The organism is Ferrovibrio sp. MS7 (assembly GCF_038404985.1).
GTDB classification, from domain to species: Bacteria; Pseudomonadota; Alphaproteobacteria; order Ferrovibrionales; family Ferrovibrionaceae; genus Ferrovibrio; species Ferrovibrio plantarum.
On record NZ_JBBKBA010000001.1, the window covers coordinates 1,216,299 to 1,234,622 of the forward strand.

The following is an 18,324-nucleotide window of genomic DNA, read 5'->3' on the forward strand; positions in this document are numbered from 1 at the left end:
GCAGCCGGGTTCAACCCTGAAGGCGGGCGATGGCGTGATCGAGCTGGCGGCGCAGCGCCCGGGTCTCGGTATTGCCCAGCAGGGCGCCGATTTCGCCCTGGGCCTGGTGCCACAGCGGCAGGGCGCGCTGGAAGGCGCCGCGACCTTGGGCAGTCAGTTCGATCACCCGGCGGCGGCGGTCATCCTTGGCGGTTTCCTGCCGCAACAGGCCGCGCTTTTCCAGCGGCCTGAGGATGCGGGTCAGCGTCGTCGGGTCAACGCCGACCAACTCCGCCAGTTCGCCCATGCTCAAGCCGCCATCGCGGTAGAGATAGGCCATCGGCGCGAATTGCGTGATGGCGATGCCGGCGGGTTTCAACGCCTGGTCCAGTCGCTGGGTGGCCAGCCGCATCGCCTGGCGCAGGCGCATGCCGATGCAGCCGACGCCATCCAGTTCCTGCCAGGCGGCAGTCCAGGCGGCATCGGAGGCAGAGGTTGCGCGGCGGGCCATGCTTCCGGTTTAGGGTTTTTCCCGGCTTTTGCCAAGCGGTGCGGGCCTTGCCAAGCAGTGGCACAAGCCATATATCTGCATATACATCTATTGTATATGCAGGAGACTGGTGATGCGCGAAGTCGTGATAACCGGCATGGGCCTGGTGACGCCGTTGGGCCAGGGCGTGGCGGGCAATTGGCGCCGCCTGCTGGCCGGGCTTTCCGGCATCCGCCGCATCGCGCGTTTCCCTGTGGATGACCTCGGCGCTCGCATCGCCGGCATGGTGCCGGGGCGCGAGGCGGATCCCGAACACGGCTTCGATCCGGAAACAGCAGCGCCGGCCAAGGATCGCCGCAAGATGGACAGCTTCATCCAGTATGCCCTGGCCGCCGCCGCAGAAGCGATGCAGCAGGCCGGCTGGGCGCCGCAGGACGAGCGGGCGCGCGAACGCGCCGGCTGCATCGTTGCCACCGGCATCGGCGGCTTCCCGGCCATCGCACAAGCCACACGCACGGTGGCGCAGGATGGTCCGCGCAAGCTCTCGCCTTTCGTGATCCCGAGTTTCCTCGGCAATCTTGCTGCCGGCCATATCTCGATCCGCTGGGGCCTGGAGGGGCCGATCGGCTGCCCGGTCACCGCCTGTGCCGCTGGCGCCCAGGCGATTGGCGATGCGGCGCGCGCCATCCAGCGCGGCGAAACCGATGTGATGATCGCCGGCGGTGCCGAGGCCTGCATCGACCGGGTCAGTCTGGCCGGCTTCGGCGCGGCGCGGGCCTTGTCCACGGTGCATAACGAGGCGCCTGAGCGCGCTTCGCGGCCCTTCGATGCGGCACGCGATGGCTTCGTGATGGGCGAGGGCGCCGGCATCCTGGTGCTGGAAGCCGAGGAGCATGCAAGGGCACGCGGCGCTGAAATCCTGGCGCGCTTCGGCGGCTATGGCACCAGCGCCGACGCGCATCACATCACCGCGCCGCCGGAAGATGGCCGTGGCGCCATGCTGGCAATGCAGAAGGCGCTGGCGGAGGCCAAGCTGTCGCCGGACGCTATCGGCTATATCAACGCCCATTCAACCTCGACGCCGGTGGGCGATGCAGCGGAAGTGGCCGCCGTGCGCCGCGTTTTCGGCAATGGCATCGCGCAGCTCGCCATGTCCTCCACCAAGTCGGCCATCGGGCATCTGCTGGGTGCTGCGGGTGCGGTGGAGGCGATCTACTCGATCCTGGCGCTCCGCGATCAGGTGGCGCCGCCGACGCTGAACCTGGAGAATGTCGATCCGGCCTGCGCCGGGCCGGACCTGGTGCCGCTCACCGCTCAAGCACGCCGCTTCAGCCACGCCATGTCGAATGCTTTCGGCTTTGGCGGCGTGAATGCCGCGCTGGTGTTCGGTAAAGCGTAATCTTAGTGTCACCCTCGCGAAAGCGAGGGTCCCATTTCAGATAGCAAATGGGATGCCCGCTTTCGCGGGCATGACGGACAGAGAGGTATTTCTATTCAACGCCTCACCTGTCTTCGCTACACTGCCAATCCTGGCATGGAGGCGGAGCGGGATGCGGTTGCGGCTGTTCGGAATACTGCTGATGCTGCTTGTGGCGGTGCCCGCCATGGCGCAGCAGGCCGACTTGTCTGGCCGCTGGTATGGCGAGGGCTATCAGGGCCGCGTCTACCTGCATTGGCTTTCCGAGCGCCGGCCTGATGGGGGCTTCGCGGTGGAATTCCGCCGCTATGAGGAATGCCAGATCGTGCATCGCTCACTGGAAGCCGGGCGCTGGTCGCTGCAAGGCAGCATCTATGCCACCAACACCACCATGATCGATGGTCAGCGCGTCAACTATGCCGACCGCTACCTGCTGCTGGGCTTAAGCAATAACGAGATGAGCTATCAGCATATCGCCAGCGGCACGCTATTCCGCGCCCAGAGGGTCGCTGCGGATTTCGACTGGCCCGGCTGCGACCCGTCGAAGCTGGTGTCTTAGCGACTTGAATAACACAATCGTCATGCGCGGACTTGATCCGCGCATCTCATGCAGAAGGCCAAAGATGCCCGGGCTCTAAGCGCGCGCCACTGAAAGCGGCGTGGGCGCAGAGGCTCGAAGGGCTGGCCCGGGCATGACGACTGGGAGGTGGCCGCCTCACTTCCCCAGAAACGGCAGCTTGAGGCCCTTTTCCTCGGCGCATTGCACGGCGATGTCGTAGCCGGCATCGGCATGGCGCATCACGCCGGTGGCGGGATCGTTCCACAGCACGCGCTCCAGACGACGCGCCGCGCCCGCCGTGCCATCGGCCACGATCACCACGCCGGCATGCTGCGAATAGCCGATGCCGACGCCGCCGCCATGATGCAGCGACACCCAGGTGGCACCCGATGCGGTGTTGAGCAGGGCGTTCAGCAGCGGCCAGTCGGAGACCGCATCCGAGCCATCCTTCATCGCTTCGGTTTCGCGGTTCGGGCTCGCCACCGAGCCGGAATCGAGATGGTCACGGCCGATCACGATCGGGCCTTTCAGTTCGCCCTTGGCCACCATCTCGTTGAAGGCGAGGCCAAGGCGATGGCGCTGGCCGAGGCCGACCCAGCAGATGCGCGCCGGCAAGCCCTGGAAGCTGATGCGCTGCCGCGCCATGTCGAGCCAGTTATGCAGGTGCGGATCGTCCGGGATCAGCTCCTTCACCTTGGCATCGGTCTTGTAGATATCCTCCGGGTCGCCTGAGAGCGCTACCCAGCGGAACGGGCCAATGCCACGGCAGAACAATGGCCGGATATAGGCCGGCACGAAGCCGGGGAAATCGAAGGCTTCCGCGACGCCGACTTCCTTGGCCATCTGGCGGATATTGTTGCCGTAGTCGAAAGTCGGGATGCCTTGCGCCTTGAAGGCCAGCATGGCGCGCACATGCGCCGCCATGGACTCTTTCGCGGCCCGCGCCACGCCTTCCGGGTCGCTCAGCTTGGCTTCTTCCCACTTCGCCAGGCTCCAGCCGGCCGGCAGGTAGCCGTTCACCGGGTCATGGGCGCTGGTCTGGTCGGTGACGGCATCGGGGCGGATGCCGCGCTTCAGCATTTCAGGCAGAATCTCGGCGGCATTGCCGAGCAGGCCGATGGAGATTGCCCTGCCGTCGCGCTTGGCTTCTTCCAGCATGGCCATGGCTTCATCCAGCGTCTTGGCCTGCTTGTCGAGATAGCGCGTGCGCAGCCGCATCTCGATGCGCGAGGGCTGGCATTCGATGGCGAGGATCGAGGCACCAGCCATGGTGGCAGCGAGCGCCTGGGCGCCGCCCATGCCGCCGAGGCCAGCGGTGAGAATCCAGCGGCCCTTGAGATTGCCGCCGTAATGCTGGCGGCCCATCTCGACGAAGGTTTCGTAAGTGCCCTGCACGATGCCCTGGCTGCCGATATAGATCCAGGAGCCGGCGGTCATCTGGCCATACATCATCAGGCCGGCGCGGTCGAGCTCGTGGAACTTCTCCCAGGTGCCCCAATGCGGCACCAGGTTCGAATTGGCGATCAGCACGCGCGGCGCATCCTCATGGGTGCGGAACACGCCAACGGGTTTGCCTGATTGCACCAGCAGCGTCTCCTCCGGCCCCAGCGTCTTCAAAGCCTGCTCGATCTGGTCGAAGCTCTGCCAGTTGCGCGCGGCGCGGCCGATGCCGCCATAGACCACCAGTTCCTCCGGCTTTTCCGCGACATCGGGATCAAGGTTGTTGCGCAGCATGCGGTAGGCGGCTTCGATCTGCCAGTTCTGGGTATGCAGCGCATCGCCGTGCGGCGAGCGGATGACGCGGCTGTTGTCGCGGCGCGAGGGAGCGGACATGGGAGGCCTCATGCTTACAGATTGGATCGCTTCGACGTGCCGTCGGAACGGTAGGCGAAGCGGGTGGTGAAGCGGTGGCTGTTGCCGGGATATAGCAGCGTGGCGCTGGACACCACGACGCCGCCGGACCAGGTGCGGCGGCGCAGCCGCAGGCAGGGTTCGTTATCGGCCAGCCGCAGCAGGCGGCGGGTGCGGGCATCGGGCATGGCGGCTTCCACCACATGCTCGACTTCCGTCAACGGCGCCACCAGGCTCAGATGCTCGTTCGGCGTCATGCGGCTGAAATCGGCGTTCAGGTAATCCGGCGCCGCCGCCGGATTGACCCAGCGGTCTTCCAATTGCACCGGAATGCCATCGGCGGCATGCAGGATGATGGAGTGGAATACGCGGGCGCCGGTCCTGAGGCCGAGATCGCGCGCCACATCGGCGCCGGCTTTCTCGGGCCGCAGCAGTTCCACCTTGGCGGCGTGGCGCTGGCCGCGCTCATTGATCTCGTCGGCGATATTGCGCAGCTCCACCAGATTGGCCATTGGCCGCTTTTCGGCGACGAAGGTGCCGGCACCCTGCACGCGCACGAGCAGGCCTTCATGGGTGAGTTCGCGCAAAGCACGGTTCACCGTCATGCGGCTGACCTTCAGCGTCGCCACCAGGGCGCTCTCGGAAGGCACCTGGTCGCCCGGTTTGTAGGTGCCGCTTTCGATATGGCGGACGATGAATTCCTTGACCCGGCGATAGCGCGGGGTCGGCCCTGCACTGCTCATGGCGTGCAGTATAGGGTCAATTGTATATACAAGTCCAGACGGCTTTTACGTCGCCTGTTTCCGGGGCGTTTTTACGCGGGCGGTTGCGGCCAGGCCGGCAGGGCCGGGCGCAGCCTTTCGTAGATCGCCGCCAGCCGCAGCACGCCGAGATCATCGAAACGATGGCCGATGATCTGCAGGCCGATGGGCAGGCCATCCTCATCCTGGCCGCAGCAGATCGAGGCCGCGGGCTGCTCCGACATGTTGAAGGGCGCGGTGAAGCAGATGTGGTGGAACGGCTTCGACACGTCGTTGCCCGGCGCGGCTTCCTCGGCTGCATAAGCCGTGATCGGCGAGGTCGGCGACAGCACCAGGTCATAGGGTTCGCAGGCGGTGCAGGCGGCTTCCCGCATCGCCATCACCTGGCCGAGCGCGCGCATCGCCTGGGCGCCAGTGATCTTCTTGCCATCGCGGCACCAGTCGGCGATGAAATGCAGCAGCTTGCCCTGCTGTTCCGGTGTCATCAGTTCGAAATCCGCCAGGGCGCGGGCCTGGAAGAAGGTGTTGAGGCCCTGCATCATCGCTTCGGTGAGGAAGGGTTGGATCGGCTCGATGATGGCGCCGTGCTTTTCCAAGAGCCGCGCCGCCGCGACCACGGCATTGCGCACCGCCGGCTGCGGCTGGCTGCCATAGCCGATATCCAGCAGCAGGCCGATGCGCAGGCCCTTGGCCTCGCCATCCAGGCTGCGCGCCCAGTCGCGGTCCTCATAGGGCAGCGCCATGTAGTCGCGCGCATCGGGCAGGGCCAGGTGATTGAGCAGCATCGCTGCATCCTGCACCGTCCGGGTCATCGGGCCGGTGACGCGGCCCAAATAGGGCGGATGGATCGGCACACGGCCAAGCGTGGGCTTCAATGCGAAGGTGCCGGTATAGGCCGCCGGCAGGCGCACCGAGCCACCGATATCGGTGCCGAGCGCCAGCGGGCCATAGCCGGCGGCGAGTGCCGCGCCGGCGCCGGATGAGGAACCGGCGGTGTTGCGCTTGAGGTTCCAGGGATTGCGGCTGATGCCGTGCAGGCTGGAAACGCCCGATGCCAGCATGCCGAAATCCGGCATCGTGGTCTTGCCGAGAATGACACAGCCGGCTTCGCGCACCCGCGCCGCCGGCGGCGCATCAGCCGGTGCCGGTGTCATCGGGCTGGCCGCCGTGCCGATCGGGGTCGGCACGCCCTTGGTGGCGATGTTTTCCTTGATGGTGATCGGCACGCCATCCAGCAGGGAAAGCGGCTTGCCGTCGCGCCAGCGTTTCTCGGCCTCACGCGCCTGCTTCATGGCGCCGGCCATATCCACCAGATACATGGCGTTGATATGGCGCTCCCAGGATTCGATGCGGTGCAGGGCCGCCTTGGTCGCCTCGACCGGCGAGAGCTTGCGGGTGCGGAAGCCAAGCGATAGTTCGTGCGCCGTCAGGTCATGCAGCTCGGCCATCTTGTCCTCCCGGATGTAACGAACGGTCTTGGTTTATTCGCCGGCCTCCAGCCAGTCTCGGCCAGGCAGGGCGGCGAAAAGCTGCCGCGTATACTCATGCTGCGGATCGGCGAACAGGGTGGCGGTATCCGCCAGTTCGACGATGCGGCCGCGCTGCATCACCGCGATGCGGTCGCAAAGCCGTGCCGCCACGCGCAGGTCGTGGGTGATGAACAGGATCGCCAGCTTAAACCGATCCCGGATCGATTCCAGCAATTCCAGCACCTGCGCCTGCACCGAGACGTCGAGTGCCGAGACCGCTTCATCGGCAACCAGGATTTCCGGTTCCATCGCCAGGGCGCGGGCGATGCAGAGGCGCTGGCGCTGGCCGCCGGAGAACTGGTGCGGGTAACGGCTCAAGGCTTCCGCATCCAGGCCGACCAGGCGCATCAGCTCGCGGGCCTTTTCCAGCGCCTGGGCGCGCGACACGCCATAATTCAGCGGCCCCTCGATGATCGAATCGCCCACCATGCGGCGCGGGTTCAGCGACCGGTAGGGATCCTGGAAGATCACCTGGATGCGGCGGCGGAAGGGGTGCAGGGCGCCTTCCGAAAGCTGCGCGATATCGGTGCCATCCAGGGTCACTTTGCCGCCGCTGGGGCGGATCAGGCGGGCGATGCAGCGTGCGGCGGTGGACTTGCCGGAACCGGATTCGCCGACAATGCCGAGCGTCTGGCCCCGATAGAGCGCCAGTTCCACATCGTTCACCGCATGCACCACGCGGCCGGCCTTGAACAGGCCGCCATCGCTGTAGATCTTCTGCAGCTTCTCGGCGCGCAAAACCGGTTCGCCGCTCAAGGGCTGCGCCGCGCGCGGGGTCAGGCGCGGCACGGCATCAATCAGCAGCTTGGTATAATCATGCTGCGGCTGGCGCAGGATCTGCGTCGTCGGTCCGGTTTCCACCACCTCGCCATGACGCATCACCACCACGCGGTCGGCGATATCCGCCACCACGCCGAAATCATGGGTGATGAACAGCACGCCGGTACCGCGCTTGCGCTGCAATTCCTTCAGCAACGACAGGATCTGCGCCTGCGTTGTCACGTCCAAAGCCGTGGTCGGCTCGTCGGCGATCAGCAGGGCCGGCTCGAGCGCCAGCGCCATGGCGATCATCACGCGCTGGCGCTGGCCGCCGGAAAGCTGATGCGGGAAGGCCTGGGCCAGGCGTTCCGGATCGGGCAGATGCACATCCTGGAACAGTTGCAGCACGCGCTCCTCGATGGAAACGCCACGGCCCTTCCAGCCATGCTGGTGCAGCATTTCCGCCACCTGTTCACCAACCCGGTGCACTGGGTTCAGCGCCGTCATCGGCTCCTGGAAGATCATCGCCATGCGGCTGCCGCGCAATTCGCGCAAGCGTGTCTTGGAAGCGGCGAGCAGGTTCTCGCCTTCGAGCAGGATTTCGCCGCCCACCACCGGCAGGGCGCCGAGTCCCATCACCGAGAAGGCGGTGACGGATTTACCCGAGCCGCTTTCGCCGACCAGACAGACGATTTCGCCCGGCGGCACATCCAGGCTGATGCCTTTCACGGCATGGGCGCGGTCGCCGCCCTTCGGCAGCGCCACGGCGAGATTGCGGATGCTCAGAACAGGCTGCGCGGTGTTGGCGGAGGTCATCGCACGCCCCCCAGCCGCTTCTGCAGGCGCGGATCCAGCGTATCGCGCAGGCCGTCGCCCAGGATGTTGATGGCCAGCACGGTGACGGCGAGCAGGCCGCCGGGGAAAAAGATGATCCAGGGCGCGCGCTGAAACACGGCGCGGCCTTCCGAGATGATGTTGCCCCAAGTCGGCACTTCCGACGACAGGCCGGCGCCGAGGAAGCTCAGGATGGCTTCGGTCAGCATGGCGGACGCGCAGATATACGTGCCTTGCACGATCAACGGCGCAATCGTGTTGGGCAGCACATGTTGCACCAGGATCTTGCGCAACGGCGTGCCGAGCCCGATGGCGGCCTCGACATAGGGTTCCTCGCGGATCGACAGCACGACGCTGCGCACCAGGCGGGCGACGCGCGGGATTTCCGGCACCATGATCGCCACGATCACGGTGATCAGCGAGGCGCCCGAGAGCGACACCAGGGCAATGGCGAGCAGGATGCCGGGGATTGCCATCAGGCCGTCCATGGCACGCATCACGATGCCATCCAGCCAGCGCAGATAGCCAGCCAGCAGGCCGATCACCAGCCCGACCGACAGGGCGATGGCGGCGACGCAGGCGGCCACCAGCAGCGACACGCGGGCACCATACATGGCGCGGCTGAACACATCGCGGCCCAGGCCGTCGGTGCCCATCAGGAATTGCTCGGATGGCGCGCGCAGGCGGAAGCGCGGCGCGATGGCGGCCGGATCGGCGCTGGCCAGCAAGGGCGCGGCAATGGCGAGCAGCAGCAGCACCAGCAGCAGGCCGCCGCCGATCAGCACGGAAGGATTGCGGAAGGCGGGATGCTTGATCAGGGCGCGCATCAGTAGCGGATCCTCGGATCAAGCAGCACATAGGCGATGTCGATGGCCAGGTTGATCAGCACATAGATGCCGGAGAACAGCAGGATCACGCCCTGGATGATCGGGTAGTCGCGCGCCAGTACCGCTTCCACCACCAGGCGGCCGATGCCGGGGATGTTGTAGACAGTCTCGGTGATCACCACGCCGCCGATCAGCAGCGCGAAGCCGATGCCGATCACCGAGACGATCGGGATGGCGGCATTGCGCAGCGCATGGCGGGTCAGCACGATATGCTCGGGCAGGCCCTTGGCATGGGCGGTGCGGATATAATCCTCACCCAGCACTTCCAGCATGGCGGCGCGGGTGATGCGGGCGAACAGCGCGATATAGATGAAGCTCAGCGTGATGGTGGGCAGCGCGATACGCTCGAGGAAGGCACCGAGGCCCTGTTTCAGCGGCGCGAAGCCCTGCACCGGGAAGAGGTCGAGCTTGATCGAGAACACGAAGATCAGCACATAGCCGAGCACGAAGACCGGCACCGAGAAGCCGGTGACCGAGAGCGCCATGATGCCGCGGTCGAGCCAGCCGCCATGCTTCCAGGCGGCCAGGATGCCGAGCGGCACCGCGACCATGATGGCGAATAGCAGCGTGGTGAAGGCGAGGCTTAAGGTCGGCTCCAGGCGCTGGCTGATCATCATGGTGACCGGCTGGCGTGAGATCACAGAGCGACCGAGGTCGCCCTGGATCAACTGCCCGACCCAGGTGACGAATTGCTCAGGAATGGGTTTGTCGAGGCCGAGATTGGCGCGGATCGCCGCGATGGTTTCCGGTGTGGCGGCATCGCCGGCCAGGATGGCCGCCGGGTCGCCGGGGCTCAGGCGCAGCATGAGAAAGACGAAGACCGCCACCACCCCCATAACGGGGATGGCGGCAGCCAGACGCGACAGAACCAGACGCAGCATGTTGTGCTGGGGATTTTATATGCTGCTTAGCTTCAGTTCTTTTCCACGTTCCACAGCAGGAAGGCCGGGCTCTTGAGGATGCCCTTGATGTTGCTGCGGTGGGCCGAGGGCTGGAAGTATTCGCCGAGCGGGATGTAGGTGACCATCTCGTAGGCGCGCTTCTGCACCGCGGCAGCCAGTTCCTTCTGCTTCGCCGGATCGGTCTCGCGGGCATAGAGGTCGCGCAGCTTCTCGATCTCGGCATCCTCGGTCCAGCCGAAGAAGCCACCGGTCTTCCCTAAGCCACGCACGCCGGCATTGGCAATCGGGTTCATCATGTCGGCGGTGCCCCAGGCGGTGTGGAAGATATGCCAGCCGCCCTGGTCAACCGGGTCCATCTTGGCGCGGCGGCCCACCAGGGTCTGCCAGTCCATCGACTGCACGTCGATATTCATGCCGATGGCGCGCAAAGCCGGCGCGGTGACCAGCGGCAGCTGCGAGATCGACTGCAGGTCGGTCGGCGCCATGATGACGATCTTTTCGCCCTTGTAGCCGCTCTCGGCGAGCAGCTTCTTGGCGGCGGCGATATCCGGCTTCTTGGTGCCGACGGCGCCGGCATCGGAAGCCAGCGGCGTGGAGCAGCCGAACATGGCACCGCAGATCTTGTACAGCGACGGATCGCCGATCTGGGCATCCAGGTAATCGCCCTGGTAGATGGCGTGCAGGATCGCCTGGCGCACCTTCACGTTATCCAGCGGCGGCTGCAGCCAGTTCATGCGCATCATGTAGTTCATGCCAAGCGGGCCGTAATCGGCCACCACCACATCCTTGGCCTTCTTCACTTCCGGCAGCAGGTCGTAGGAAACCTGTTCCCAGATGTCGATTTCGCCCTTCACCAGGGCATTCATCGCGGTCTGCGGATCGGCGATGGAATTCCACACCACGCGGTCCACCTTGGCCAGCTTGGCGCCGCTCATGAAGCTCGGCGCTTCCTTGCGCGGCACGTAATCCGGGTTCTTCTCGTAGACCACCTTCACGCCGGGCTGGAACTCAGCCTTGACGAAGCGGAACGGGCCGGAGCCGATTTCCTCGGGCACGTTCTGGGTATGCGGCGTTTCCGCCATCTTCTTGGTCATGATGAAGGGCACGTTCGAACTCGGCTTGCCGAGCGAATCGAGCACCAGGCCGTAGGGCTCCTTGAGGATGAGCTGGAAGGTCTTGTCGTTTACCTTGGTCAGTTCCTTGGTATAGCTCATGAGCTTGATGCCCATGCCGTCGGCCTTGCCCCAGCGCTGCAGCGAGGCGATCACGTCATCCGTGGTCACCGGCGAGCCATCATGGAACTTGAGGCCATCGCGCAACGTGAAGGTATAGGTCAGCTTGTCGGCCGAGACTTCATACTTGTCGACCATCTGCGGCTGCACTTCCATCTTCTCGTTCACGCCGAACAGCGTGTCGTAGATCATGTAGCCGTGGTTGCGGCTCATGAAGGCCGTGGTGATGATCGGGTCGGTGATGCGCAAGGAGGCATGCGGCACCATCACCAGTTCCTTCTTGGCCTGGGCCTGGGCGTCGGCCATGCCGAGGCCGGTCGCCAATGCCAGCAAGGATACCAGGGTCAGGGCCCGCGAGGGCTTGGATAGGCGAATCGACATGGTGTTGTTCCCCATTGTTGTTTATCCCTGTTGGATCGTTTGACGACTTATGAAATTCTGACCCTATTGAAACCGTCCGGTCAAGCGGAGTCATGCGGGCGGTGCCGTAAAAAGCGGCTTGCCTTTTCCGGCGGCAGGTTGCCTAGCGCTTTTGCCCAAAGGGGAGACAATAATAATGGTGCAGAATCTCAGCCGCAGCTTGCGCTATGCCAAGGATGCCGTGGTAGGCCGCAACGGCGTGGTGGCGGCGCAGAATCAGGCGGCGGCGGATATCGGCGCCCGCGTGCTGGCCGAAGGCGGCAATGCGGTGGATGCGGCGGTCGCCACCGCCTTCGCGCTGGCCGTGCTGGAGCCGTGGATGAGCGGGCTGGGCGGCGGCGGCTTCATGCAGGTTTATGATGCCCGCAACAACAAGTCGCATTGCATCGATTTCGGCATGATCAGCCCGAAGCGGCTGGACCCCGCCACCTATCCGCTGGCCGGCGGCACGGCGGGCGACCTGTTCGGCTGGCCGGCCGTGGTCGAGGACCGCAATATCGTCGGTTATCACTCCATCGCCCTGCCGGGCCAGCCCGATGGCATGCGCCTGGCGCTGGAGCGATTCGGCACCCGGAGCTGGGCGGAATCGCTCGCTCCGGCGATTGCCGTCGCGGAAGAGGGGCTCGAGGTCGACTGGTTCTTAAGCCTGGTGGTGGCCTCTGCCGCCAAGGATCTGGCGCGCTTCCCGGCGTCTGCCGCCTATTTCCTGCCCGATGGCCTGCCACCGCCGGCGGAATGGGTCGGTGCGCCGGCCAAGCTGAAGAATGCCGCCTTGCTGGCGACGCTGAAGCGGCTGCAGGCTGCCGGCGCGCGGGATTTCTATGAGGGCGCATTGGCGAAGAGCCTGGTCGCCGATCTGCAGGCCGGCGGCAGCACCATCGCCGCCGATGATCTGGCCGGCTATGCGGCGCGCGAAGTGGCGCCGCTGCTGGTGCAGGAAGGCGCCTATACCCTGGTGCTGCCGCCGGGTCTTACCGCCGGCCCGACCTTGGCCGATGCCTGGGCACGCTGTCGCGCCGGTCTGGAGAAAGGCGCCAAGGGGCCGGGTGCTAACAGCTTCGTCGCCTATGCCGAGGCGCTGGATGCCGCCTATGAGCATCGCCTCGCCACCATGGGCGATACCGAAAACAACGGCGGCTGCACCACCAATTTCGCCATTGTCGACAAGCACGGCAACATGGTGACGCTGACCCAGACCCTGCTCTCGTTGTTCGGCAGCCGCGTCATGCTGCCGCAATCGGGTGTGCCGATGAATAACGGCATCATGTGGTTCGATCCGCGGCCCAATCGGCCGAATTCCATCGGCGCCGGCAAACGGCCCTTGTCCAACATGGTGCCGAGCCAGGTGCTGAAAAACGGCAAGCCGTGGCTGGCGGTCGGCGCCTCGGGCGGCCGGCGCATCCTGCCCGCCGTGATGCAGCTTATCTCCTTCGCGGTGGATTTCGGCATGGACCTGGAAACCGCCTTCCACCAGCCGCGCATCGATGCCAGCGTGGTGGGCATGCCGGCCTATAACCCGCGCCTGCCCGCCGATGTGATCGCCGCCGTGAAGGCGCGCTTCCCGAAGGCAATGGAGCGCCGCCTCGATCCCTTCCCGCTGGCCTTCGCCTGCCCCTCTGCCGTGATGGTCAACGACGATGGCAGTCAGGTGGCGATGACCGAAATCGGCCAGCCCTGGGCGGGAGCGAGTGCGGGGTAAGGAACGGGAAACAGCTTGACGTCACCGCCGCCGGGCCCTTCGGGCCTGTGCGCCCACCGACGCTTTATTCGCGTCGGCGCGCTTACAGTGACACGGCGGTCTTGTCAAAACCGGGATGAGATGCGCGGATCAAGTCCGCGCATGACGATACTGTTTGTATGCTTTGGCCAACTCAACTCAAATCAGCGAATTGGCGCCGGGCCAGGTCGGCGAACACGCCGCCCTGTGCCACCAGTTCGTCAAAGCTGCCGCGCTCGATGATGCGGCCCTGCTGAAGTACCAGGATCATATCCGCCTTGCGGATGGTGGAGAGGCGATGTGCGATCAGAAATGTCGTGCGGCCCTGCATCAACTGCTCCAGCGCCTTCTGGATGCGCGCTTCCGTGGCGGTATCCAGCGCCGAGGTGGCTTCGTCGAGAATCAGGATCGGCGGGTTCTTCAGCAGCGCGCGGGCAATCGCCAGGCGCTGGCGTTCGCCACCCGATAGGTTGACGCCGCGCTCGCCGACAATGGTGTCATAGCCCTGCGGCTGGCGCAGGATGAAGTCATGCGCCTCGGCCAGTTCGGCGGCGCGCTGCACCTGTTCCAGCGTCGCATCCGGCGAGCCGATGCGGATATTGTCGGCAATCGAGCGGTGGAACACGGCCGAGTCCTGGAACACCACGCCGATCTGGCGCCGCAGGCTTTCGAGCGTTACGTCGCGGATATCGGTGCCATCAATAGTGATACGGCCAGCTTGTGGATCCCAGAGCCGCGAGAGCAGCGCCATGGTGGTGCTTTTTCCTGAGCCGGTGGCACCGACCAGGGCCACCGAGGTGCCGGCTTTAACGGTGAAGCTCAGATCGCTCACCGCCGGGCGGCCGCCGTCATAGCTTAAACTGACATGCTCGAAGGCGACTTCGCCGCGCGGCTTTTCCAGCGGCCTGGCGCCGGGCTTGTCCATCACGCCCGAGCGGGTATCCAGCACGCCGAAGAATTCCATCAGGCTGTGCATCTGGAAGAACAGCCGGCTGACGAAACCCATGGCATGTTCCAGCCGGCCGATCAGCATGGTGGCGAAGCCCATGAAGCTGACGATCTCGCCGACACTGGCCTGGCCCTGCAGATGCAGCCAGCTTCCCAGCACGAAAATCGCGATCACCGTGATGGTGGAGGCCATGCGGCTCAACACCGTCATCAGCGCCCAGAGATTCAGCACCGGGAATTGCGCGGCGAGCAACTTCTGCATCACGCCGCCGAGTTCGCGTGCCTCCAGTGCCAGGCGCACGAAGCTCTGCACCAGGGTCACGTTGCCGAGCGCATCGCCGGCCCGGGCCGCCAGTTCGGAATGGTAATCCTCCACCTGCGACTGCGCCGTCTCGGTCTTGTGCACCACGAAGGCCGAAAGGGCGGCGAACACCACGATCAGCAGGATCAGCAAGAGGCCGAGGCGCCAGTTCATCCACAAGGCCAGCGGCAGCAGGGCCAGCACGGCGACGAGTGTGGAAAGATGTTCGCGGAAGAAGGCGAGCCAGAGGCCGAACAGGTTATCGGCGCCGCCGAGCATGATCTTGAGCAGGCGGCCGGAATGGGTGGCGCCATGGAAGGCCGCCGGCAGGCTCAGCACATGCTCGAAATACAGCGACATGGCAGCGAGCCGGCGGCGATGCGCCAGGCGGTCGGCATGCAAGGCCACCAGGATCCCGGCGGTGATGCCGACCAGGCCGGCGGCGCACCACAGGCCAAGCAGCTTCAGCGTTTCCGCCCAGGTGACATCGGGCGGGTTTTTGTCGGAAGCCGAGAGCACGTCGATGATGCGGCCGAACAGCACCGGCTCGATGAAACTGATGCCGGCCAGGCCGACATTGGCAATCGCCAGCAGCCAGCCCAGCTTCTTCTCCGGGCCGAGCAAAGCCAGCACCCGGCCATAGACGCGCATGAATTCCATGGCCCGATTATCGCCAATCGGGCGGCTGCGTGCTAGAGGCACAGGCATTATGGAACTGTCCCCGGAGTTGCTGGGCGCGCTGTGGCGCGGCCTGTCGGTCGCCTTGTTCGTCGGCGCGGTGGTCTATGTCATGGACCGGGCGCCGCCCTTCATCGGCGGTATCGTGCTCGCCCTGCCGATGGTGGTGGGGCCGAGCTATTTCTTCCTCGGATTGCAGCAGGATGCGCTGTTCCTGCATCAGGCCATCGTCATCGCGCTGGGCATGATTGGCGCCGTGCTGTGTTTCCTCACGCTCTATATCCGCCTGATCGGCCAGTTCAGCGCGCCGCTGTCGCTGCTCGGCGCGCTCATGGCGTGGATGCTGGCGGCTGTTCTGGTGCGGCATCTGCCGCTGCTCTGGCCGGTGATGCTGGCCTTCACGGCCGCCATTGGCCTGCTCGCCTGGCGGGTCAATCGCGGTGTGGTGCAGCTTGGTTTCAGCGACGGCAAGCGCGCCCCAGCGCCGACCTATGACGTGCTTTTGCGCGCCGCCAGTGCCGGGCTGCTGGTGGTGCTGGTGACGCTGCTGGCGAACCGCCTAGGCCCGCTCGGCTCCGGCCTGCTGGCATCCTTCCCGGTGGCGCTCAGCGTGATCTGCCTGTTCCTGCTCCGGCGCTACAGCCGCCAGGCGGCCCGTGCCGCGCTGGCTTCGACCCAGCGCGGCCTGGTCTGCCATGTGGTGTTCTTCCTCAGCCTGCTCGGGCTTGAAGCGGCTTTGCCCGCCGTCACGCTCGGCTGGCGCTTCCTGCTGGCTGCCCTGGCCTCGGCGGCCACGGCGACCGCCGTGGCCCTGCTGACGCGGCGCGCTTAGGCTTTCGCCGGAATCGTGCGCGGCGTGTCGACGCCGACGACGCGACCGCGCAGATATTGCGGCGGCACCGTCACCTTGCCGCCCAGCTTGTCGGCGGCACGCCAGGCCCAGAAGGGATCATGCAGCAGGCCGCGCGCCATGGCGATCAGGTCGGCCTGGCCATGGTCGAGGATCGCCTGCGCCTGCTCGGCCTCGGTGATCATGCCGACCGCCATGGTGACAAGCCCGGTGGCCTTGCGCACCGCATCGGCGAACGGCACCTGGTAGCCAGGGCCGGTGGTTATCTTCTGCTGCGCCGAGACGCCGCCCGAGGAGACATCGACGAAATCGCAGCCGCGCGCCTTGAGTTCACTGGCCAGCGCCACCGCATCCTCGATGCCGAGGCCGGCGACGCCGACCCAGTCGCTGCCGCCGATGCGCATGCCGAGCGGCTTATGCGCGGGCCATGCCGCGCGTACCGCCTCGAACGCTTCGAGCGGGAAACGCATGCGGTTCTCGCGGCTGCCACCATAGCGGTCGGTGCGGCGGTTGCTCACCGGCGAGAGGAATTGATGCAGCAGGTAGCCATGGGCGCCATGCAGTTCGATCAGGTCGACGCCGATGCGGTCGGCGCGCTTGGTGGCCTGCACGAAGTCGTCGCGCACGCGCGCCAGCCCGGCCTCGTCCAGCGCCTCCGGCGCCGGCCAGTCGGCGTCATGCGGCAGGTCGCTCGGTGCTTCCGTCACCCATGAGGCGGCACCGCTCAGCGGCTTGCCGCCATTCCAGGGTGCATCGCTCGAGCCCTTGCGGCCGGCATGGGCAAGCTGCACGCCCACCGGCGGGCCGTTCAGCGCCTTGATCATGGCGACCACGCTGCCCAAAGCCTGTTCATTGGCATCGCTATACAGCCCGAGGCAATAGGGCGTGATGCGGCCACGGGCCGAAACATGGGTGGCTTCGGTGATGATCAGGCCGAGCCCGGCGCTGGCATAGCGGCCGAGATGCACCCGGTGCCAGTCGTTGGCCGATCCGTCCGTGGCGCTGTACTGGCACATCGGCGAAAGCACAATGCGGTTGCGCAGCGTGACGGAACGCAGGGCTAAGGGCTCGAACAACGACGGCATGAATGATCTCTCCGTTAAGGTCGCTCCCGGATGTAGCGCCCGGGATGGCTTAGGGCAAGCATTGCTTGCTGCCCCATGACTGTTGGCCTAACATAAGCCAGACTTATCGCTCAATCGGAAATCGATAAATGGTCGATCTGCGCAATCTCGAAACTTTCGTCTGGGTGGCGCATCTTGGCGGCTTTCGCACCGCTGCCGAGAAGCTGAATACCACCCAGCCCGCCGTGTCGCAGCGCATCGCCCAGTTGGAAGACGAACTGGCGGTGAAGCTGTTTCAGCGCGAGGCGCGCGGCGCCAAGCTGACGGTGAAGGGCTTCGAGCTGCTCGGCTATGCCGAACGCATGCTGGCCCTGCGCGCCGACATGCTGCAGGCGTTGCGCGAGAAGAAGGCGATGCGCGGCGTGGTGCGGCTCGGAGTGGCCGAAACCATCGTGCATACCTGGCTCTCGCGGCTGATCGAGCGCATGCATGCGGTCTATCCGGCGATCACGCTGGAAATCGAGGTCGATACCACCCCGATCCTGCGCCAGTCGCTGCTCAGCCATCAGCTCGATATTGCCTTCGTGCTCGGTCCGATGAGCGAACCGCGCATGAAAAATGTCAATCTCGGCTCCTATCCGATGGCCTGGGTGGCCAGTCCCAGCCTGGATATCGGCCCCGAGCCGGTGCGCGTCACCACGCTCGGCCGCTGGCCGATCATCACCTATCCGCGCAACACGCGGCCCTATATCGCGGTGAATGAGATGCTGATCCGCGCCGATGTGCCCAATCGGCGTATCTACGGCAATGCCTCGCTTTCCACCATCGTGCGCATGACCCTGGACAATATCGGCATCAGCGCGATCCCGCCGGTGGTGATTCAACGCGAACTGGCGGAAGGCCGCCTGCGCATGCTGCGCGCCGAAGCGGTGCTGCCCGACCTCACCTTCACCGCCACCTACCCAGTGAAGCCGGACAGCTACATGGCGGAGGCGGTGGCCGAACTGGCGCGTGAGGTGGCTGCCTCAGAACCGGGCCGGCTGCCCGGCAATGCGGCAGGGCGCAAGCAGAAGCGATAAGTTTTTCTTATCAATCTCCATCCTAACTCACGATTGGACATATCACCCCGCTTCATGCTGCCATTGT

Annotated in this window: 15 protein-coding genes; 5 read left to right on the forward strand and 10 right to left on the reverse strand. The window is 65.5% G+C overall.

Going from position 1 to position 18,324, the window contains the following annotated elements:
* Positions 1–10 precede the first annotated feature (10 nt).
* A complete protein-coding gene (locus tag V6B08_RS05805; protein ID WP_341978781.1) occupies positions 11–490 on the reverse strand; it encodes a MarR family winged helix-turn-helix transcriptional regulator in 480 nt (159 codons plus the stop codon).
* A 112-nt stretch (positions 491–602) separates the two neighbouring features.
* On the opposite strand from V6B08_RS05805, the gene fabF reads away from it, so the two are divergent.
* A complete protein-coding gene (gene fabF / locus V6B08_RS05810) occupies positions 603–1,868 on the forward strand; it encodes a beta-ketoacyl-ACP synthase II (protein ID WP_341978782.1) in 1,266 nt (421 codons plus the stop codon).
* A gap of 181 nt (positions 1,869–2,049) precedes the next feature.
* Positions 2,050–2,445: a hypothetical protein gene (locus V6B08_RS05815; protein WP_341978783.1), complete on the forward strand. Its 396-nt coding sequence runs from the start codon at positions 2,050–2,052 to the stop codon at positions 2,443–2,445.
* A 156-nt stretch (positions 2,446–2,601) separates the two neighbouring features.
* Here V6B08_RS05815 and hutU read toward each other — a convergent pair whose 3' ends face one another.
* From hutU to V6B08_RS05850, 7 genes are all read right to left on the reverse strand, one after another.
* Positions 2,602–4,278: a urocanate hydratase gene (hutU, locus tag V6B08_RS05820; protein WP_341978784.1), complete on the reverse strand. Its 1,677-nt coding sequence runs from the start codon at positions 4,276–4,278 to the stop codon at positions 2,602–2,604.
* A gap of 14 nt (positions 4,279–4,292) precedes the next feature.
* Positions 4,293–5,039, reverse strand: a complete 747-nt coding sequence (hutC, locus tag V6B08_RS05825; RefSeq protein ID WP_341978785.1) for a histidine utilization transcriptional repressor HutC — start codon at positions 5,037–5,039, stop codon at positions 4,293–4,295.
* Positions 5,040–5,110: 71 nt separating this feature from the next.
* A complete protein-coding gene (locus V6B08_RS05830) occupies positions 5,111–6,505 on the reverse strand; it encodes an amidase (protein WP_341978786.1) in 1,395 nt (464 codons plus the stop codon).
* Between the two features lie 33 nt (positions 6,506–6,538).
* A complete protein-coding gene (locus V6B08_RS05835; protein ID WP_341978787.1) occupies positions 6,539–8,161 on the reverse strand; it encodes an ABC transporter ATP-binding protein in 1,623 nt (540 codons plus the stop codon).
* Positions 8,158–9,006 carry an ABC transporter permease gene (locus V6B08_RS05840; protein WP_341978788.1) on the reverse strand — a complete coding sequence of 283 codons (849 nt, stop codon included), beginning with the start codon at positions 9,004–9,006 and terminating at the stop codon, positions 8,158–8,160. The genes V6B08_RS05835 and V6B08_RS05840 overlap by 4 nt, the downstream gene beginning before the upstream one ends.
* A complete protein-coding gene (locus V6B08_RS05845) occupies positions 9,006–9,947 on the reverse strand; it encodes an ABC transporter permease (RefSeq protein WP_341978789.1) in 942 nt (313 codons plus the stop codon). Before V6B08_RS05845 ends, V6B08_RS05840 begins: the two co-directional genes overlap by 1 nt.
* 32 nt (positions 9,948–9,979) lie before the next feature.
* Positions 9,980–11,581 carry an ABC transporter substrate-binding protein gene (locus tag V6B08_RS05850; RefSeq protein WP_341978790.1) on the reverse strand — a complete coding sequence of 534 codons (1,602 nt, stop codon included), beginning with the start codon at positions 11,579–11,581 and terminating at the stop codon, positions 9,980–9,982.
* Between the two features lie 175 nt (positions 11,582–11,756).
* Between V6B08_RS05850 and V6B08_RS05855 the strand changes: the two genes are divergently transcribed.
* Positions 11,757–13,319 carry a gamma-glutamyltransferase gene (locus tag V6B08_RS05855; protein WP_341978791.1) on the forward strand — a complete coding sequence of 521 codons (1,563 nt, stop codon included), beginning with the start codon at positions 11,757–11,759 and terminating at the stop codon, positions 13,317–13,319.
* Positions 13,320–13,491: 172 nt separating this feature from the next.
* On the opposite strand, the gene V6B08_RS05860 is transcribed toward V6B08_RS05855, so the two are convergent.
* Positions 13,492–15,246 carry a glucan ABC transporter ATP-binding protein/ permease gene (locus V6B08_RS05860; RefSeq protein ID WP_341978792.1) on the reverse strand — a complete coding sequence of 585 codons (1,755 nt, stop codon included), beginning with the start codon at positions 15,244–15,246 and terminating at the stop codon, positions 13,492–13,494.
* 49 nt (positions 15,247–15,295) lie between these two features.
* On the opposite strand from V6B08_RS05860, the gene V6B08_RS05865 reads away from it, so the two are divergent.
* Entirely contained in the window at positions 15,296–16,096 is an 801-nt protein-coding gene (locus V6B08_RS05865) for a hypothetical protein (protein WP_341978793.1), read from the forward strand.
* On the opposite strand, the gene V6B08_RS05870 is transcribed toward V6B08_RS05865, so the two are convergent.
* Complete coding sequence (locus V6B08_RS05870) at positions 16,093–17,199, reverse strand: NADH:flavin oxidoreductase/NADH oxidase (RefSeq protein ID WP_341978794.1); 1,107 nt, start codon at positions 17,197–17,199, stop codon at positions 16,093–16,095. The genes V6B08_RS05865 and V6B08_RS05870 overlap by 4 nt on opposite strands.
* 128 nt (positions 17,200–17,327) lie before the next feature.
* Between V6B08_RS05870 and V6B08_RS05875 the strand changes: the two genes are divergently transcribed.
* Positions 17,328–18,257, forward strand: coding sequence for a LysR family transcriptional regulator (locus V6B08_RS05875; RefSeq protein WP_341978795.1), 930 nt, complete (start codon positions 17,328–17,330; stop codon positions 18,255–18,257).
* Positions 18,258–18,324 lie beyond the last annotated feature (67 nt).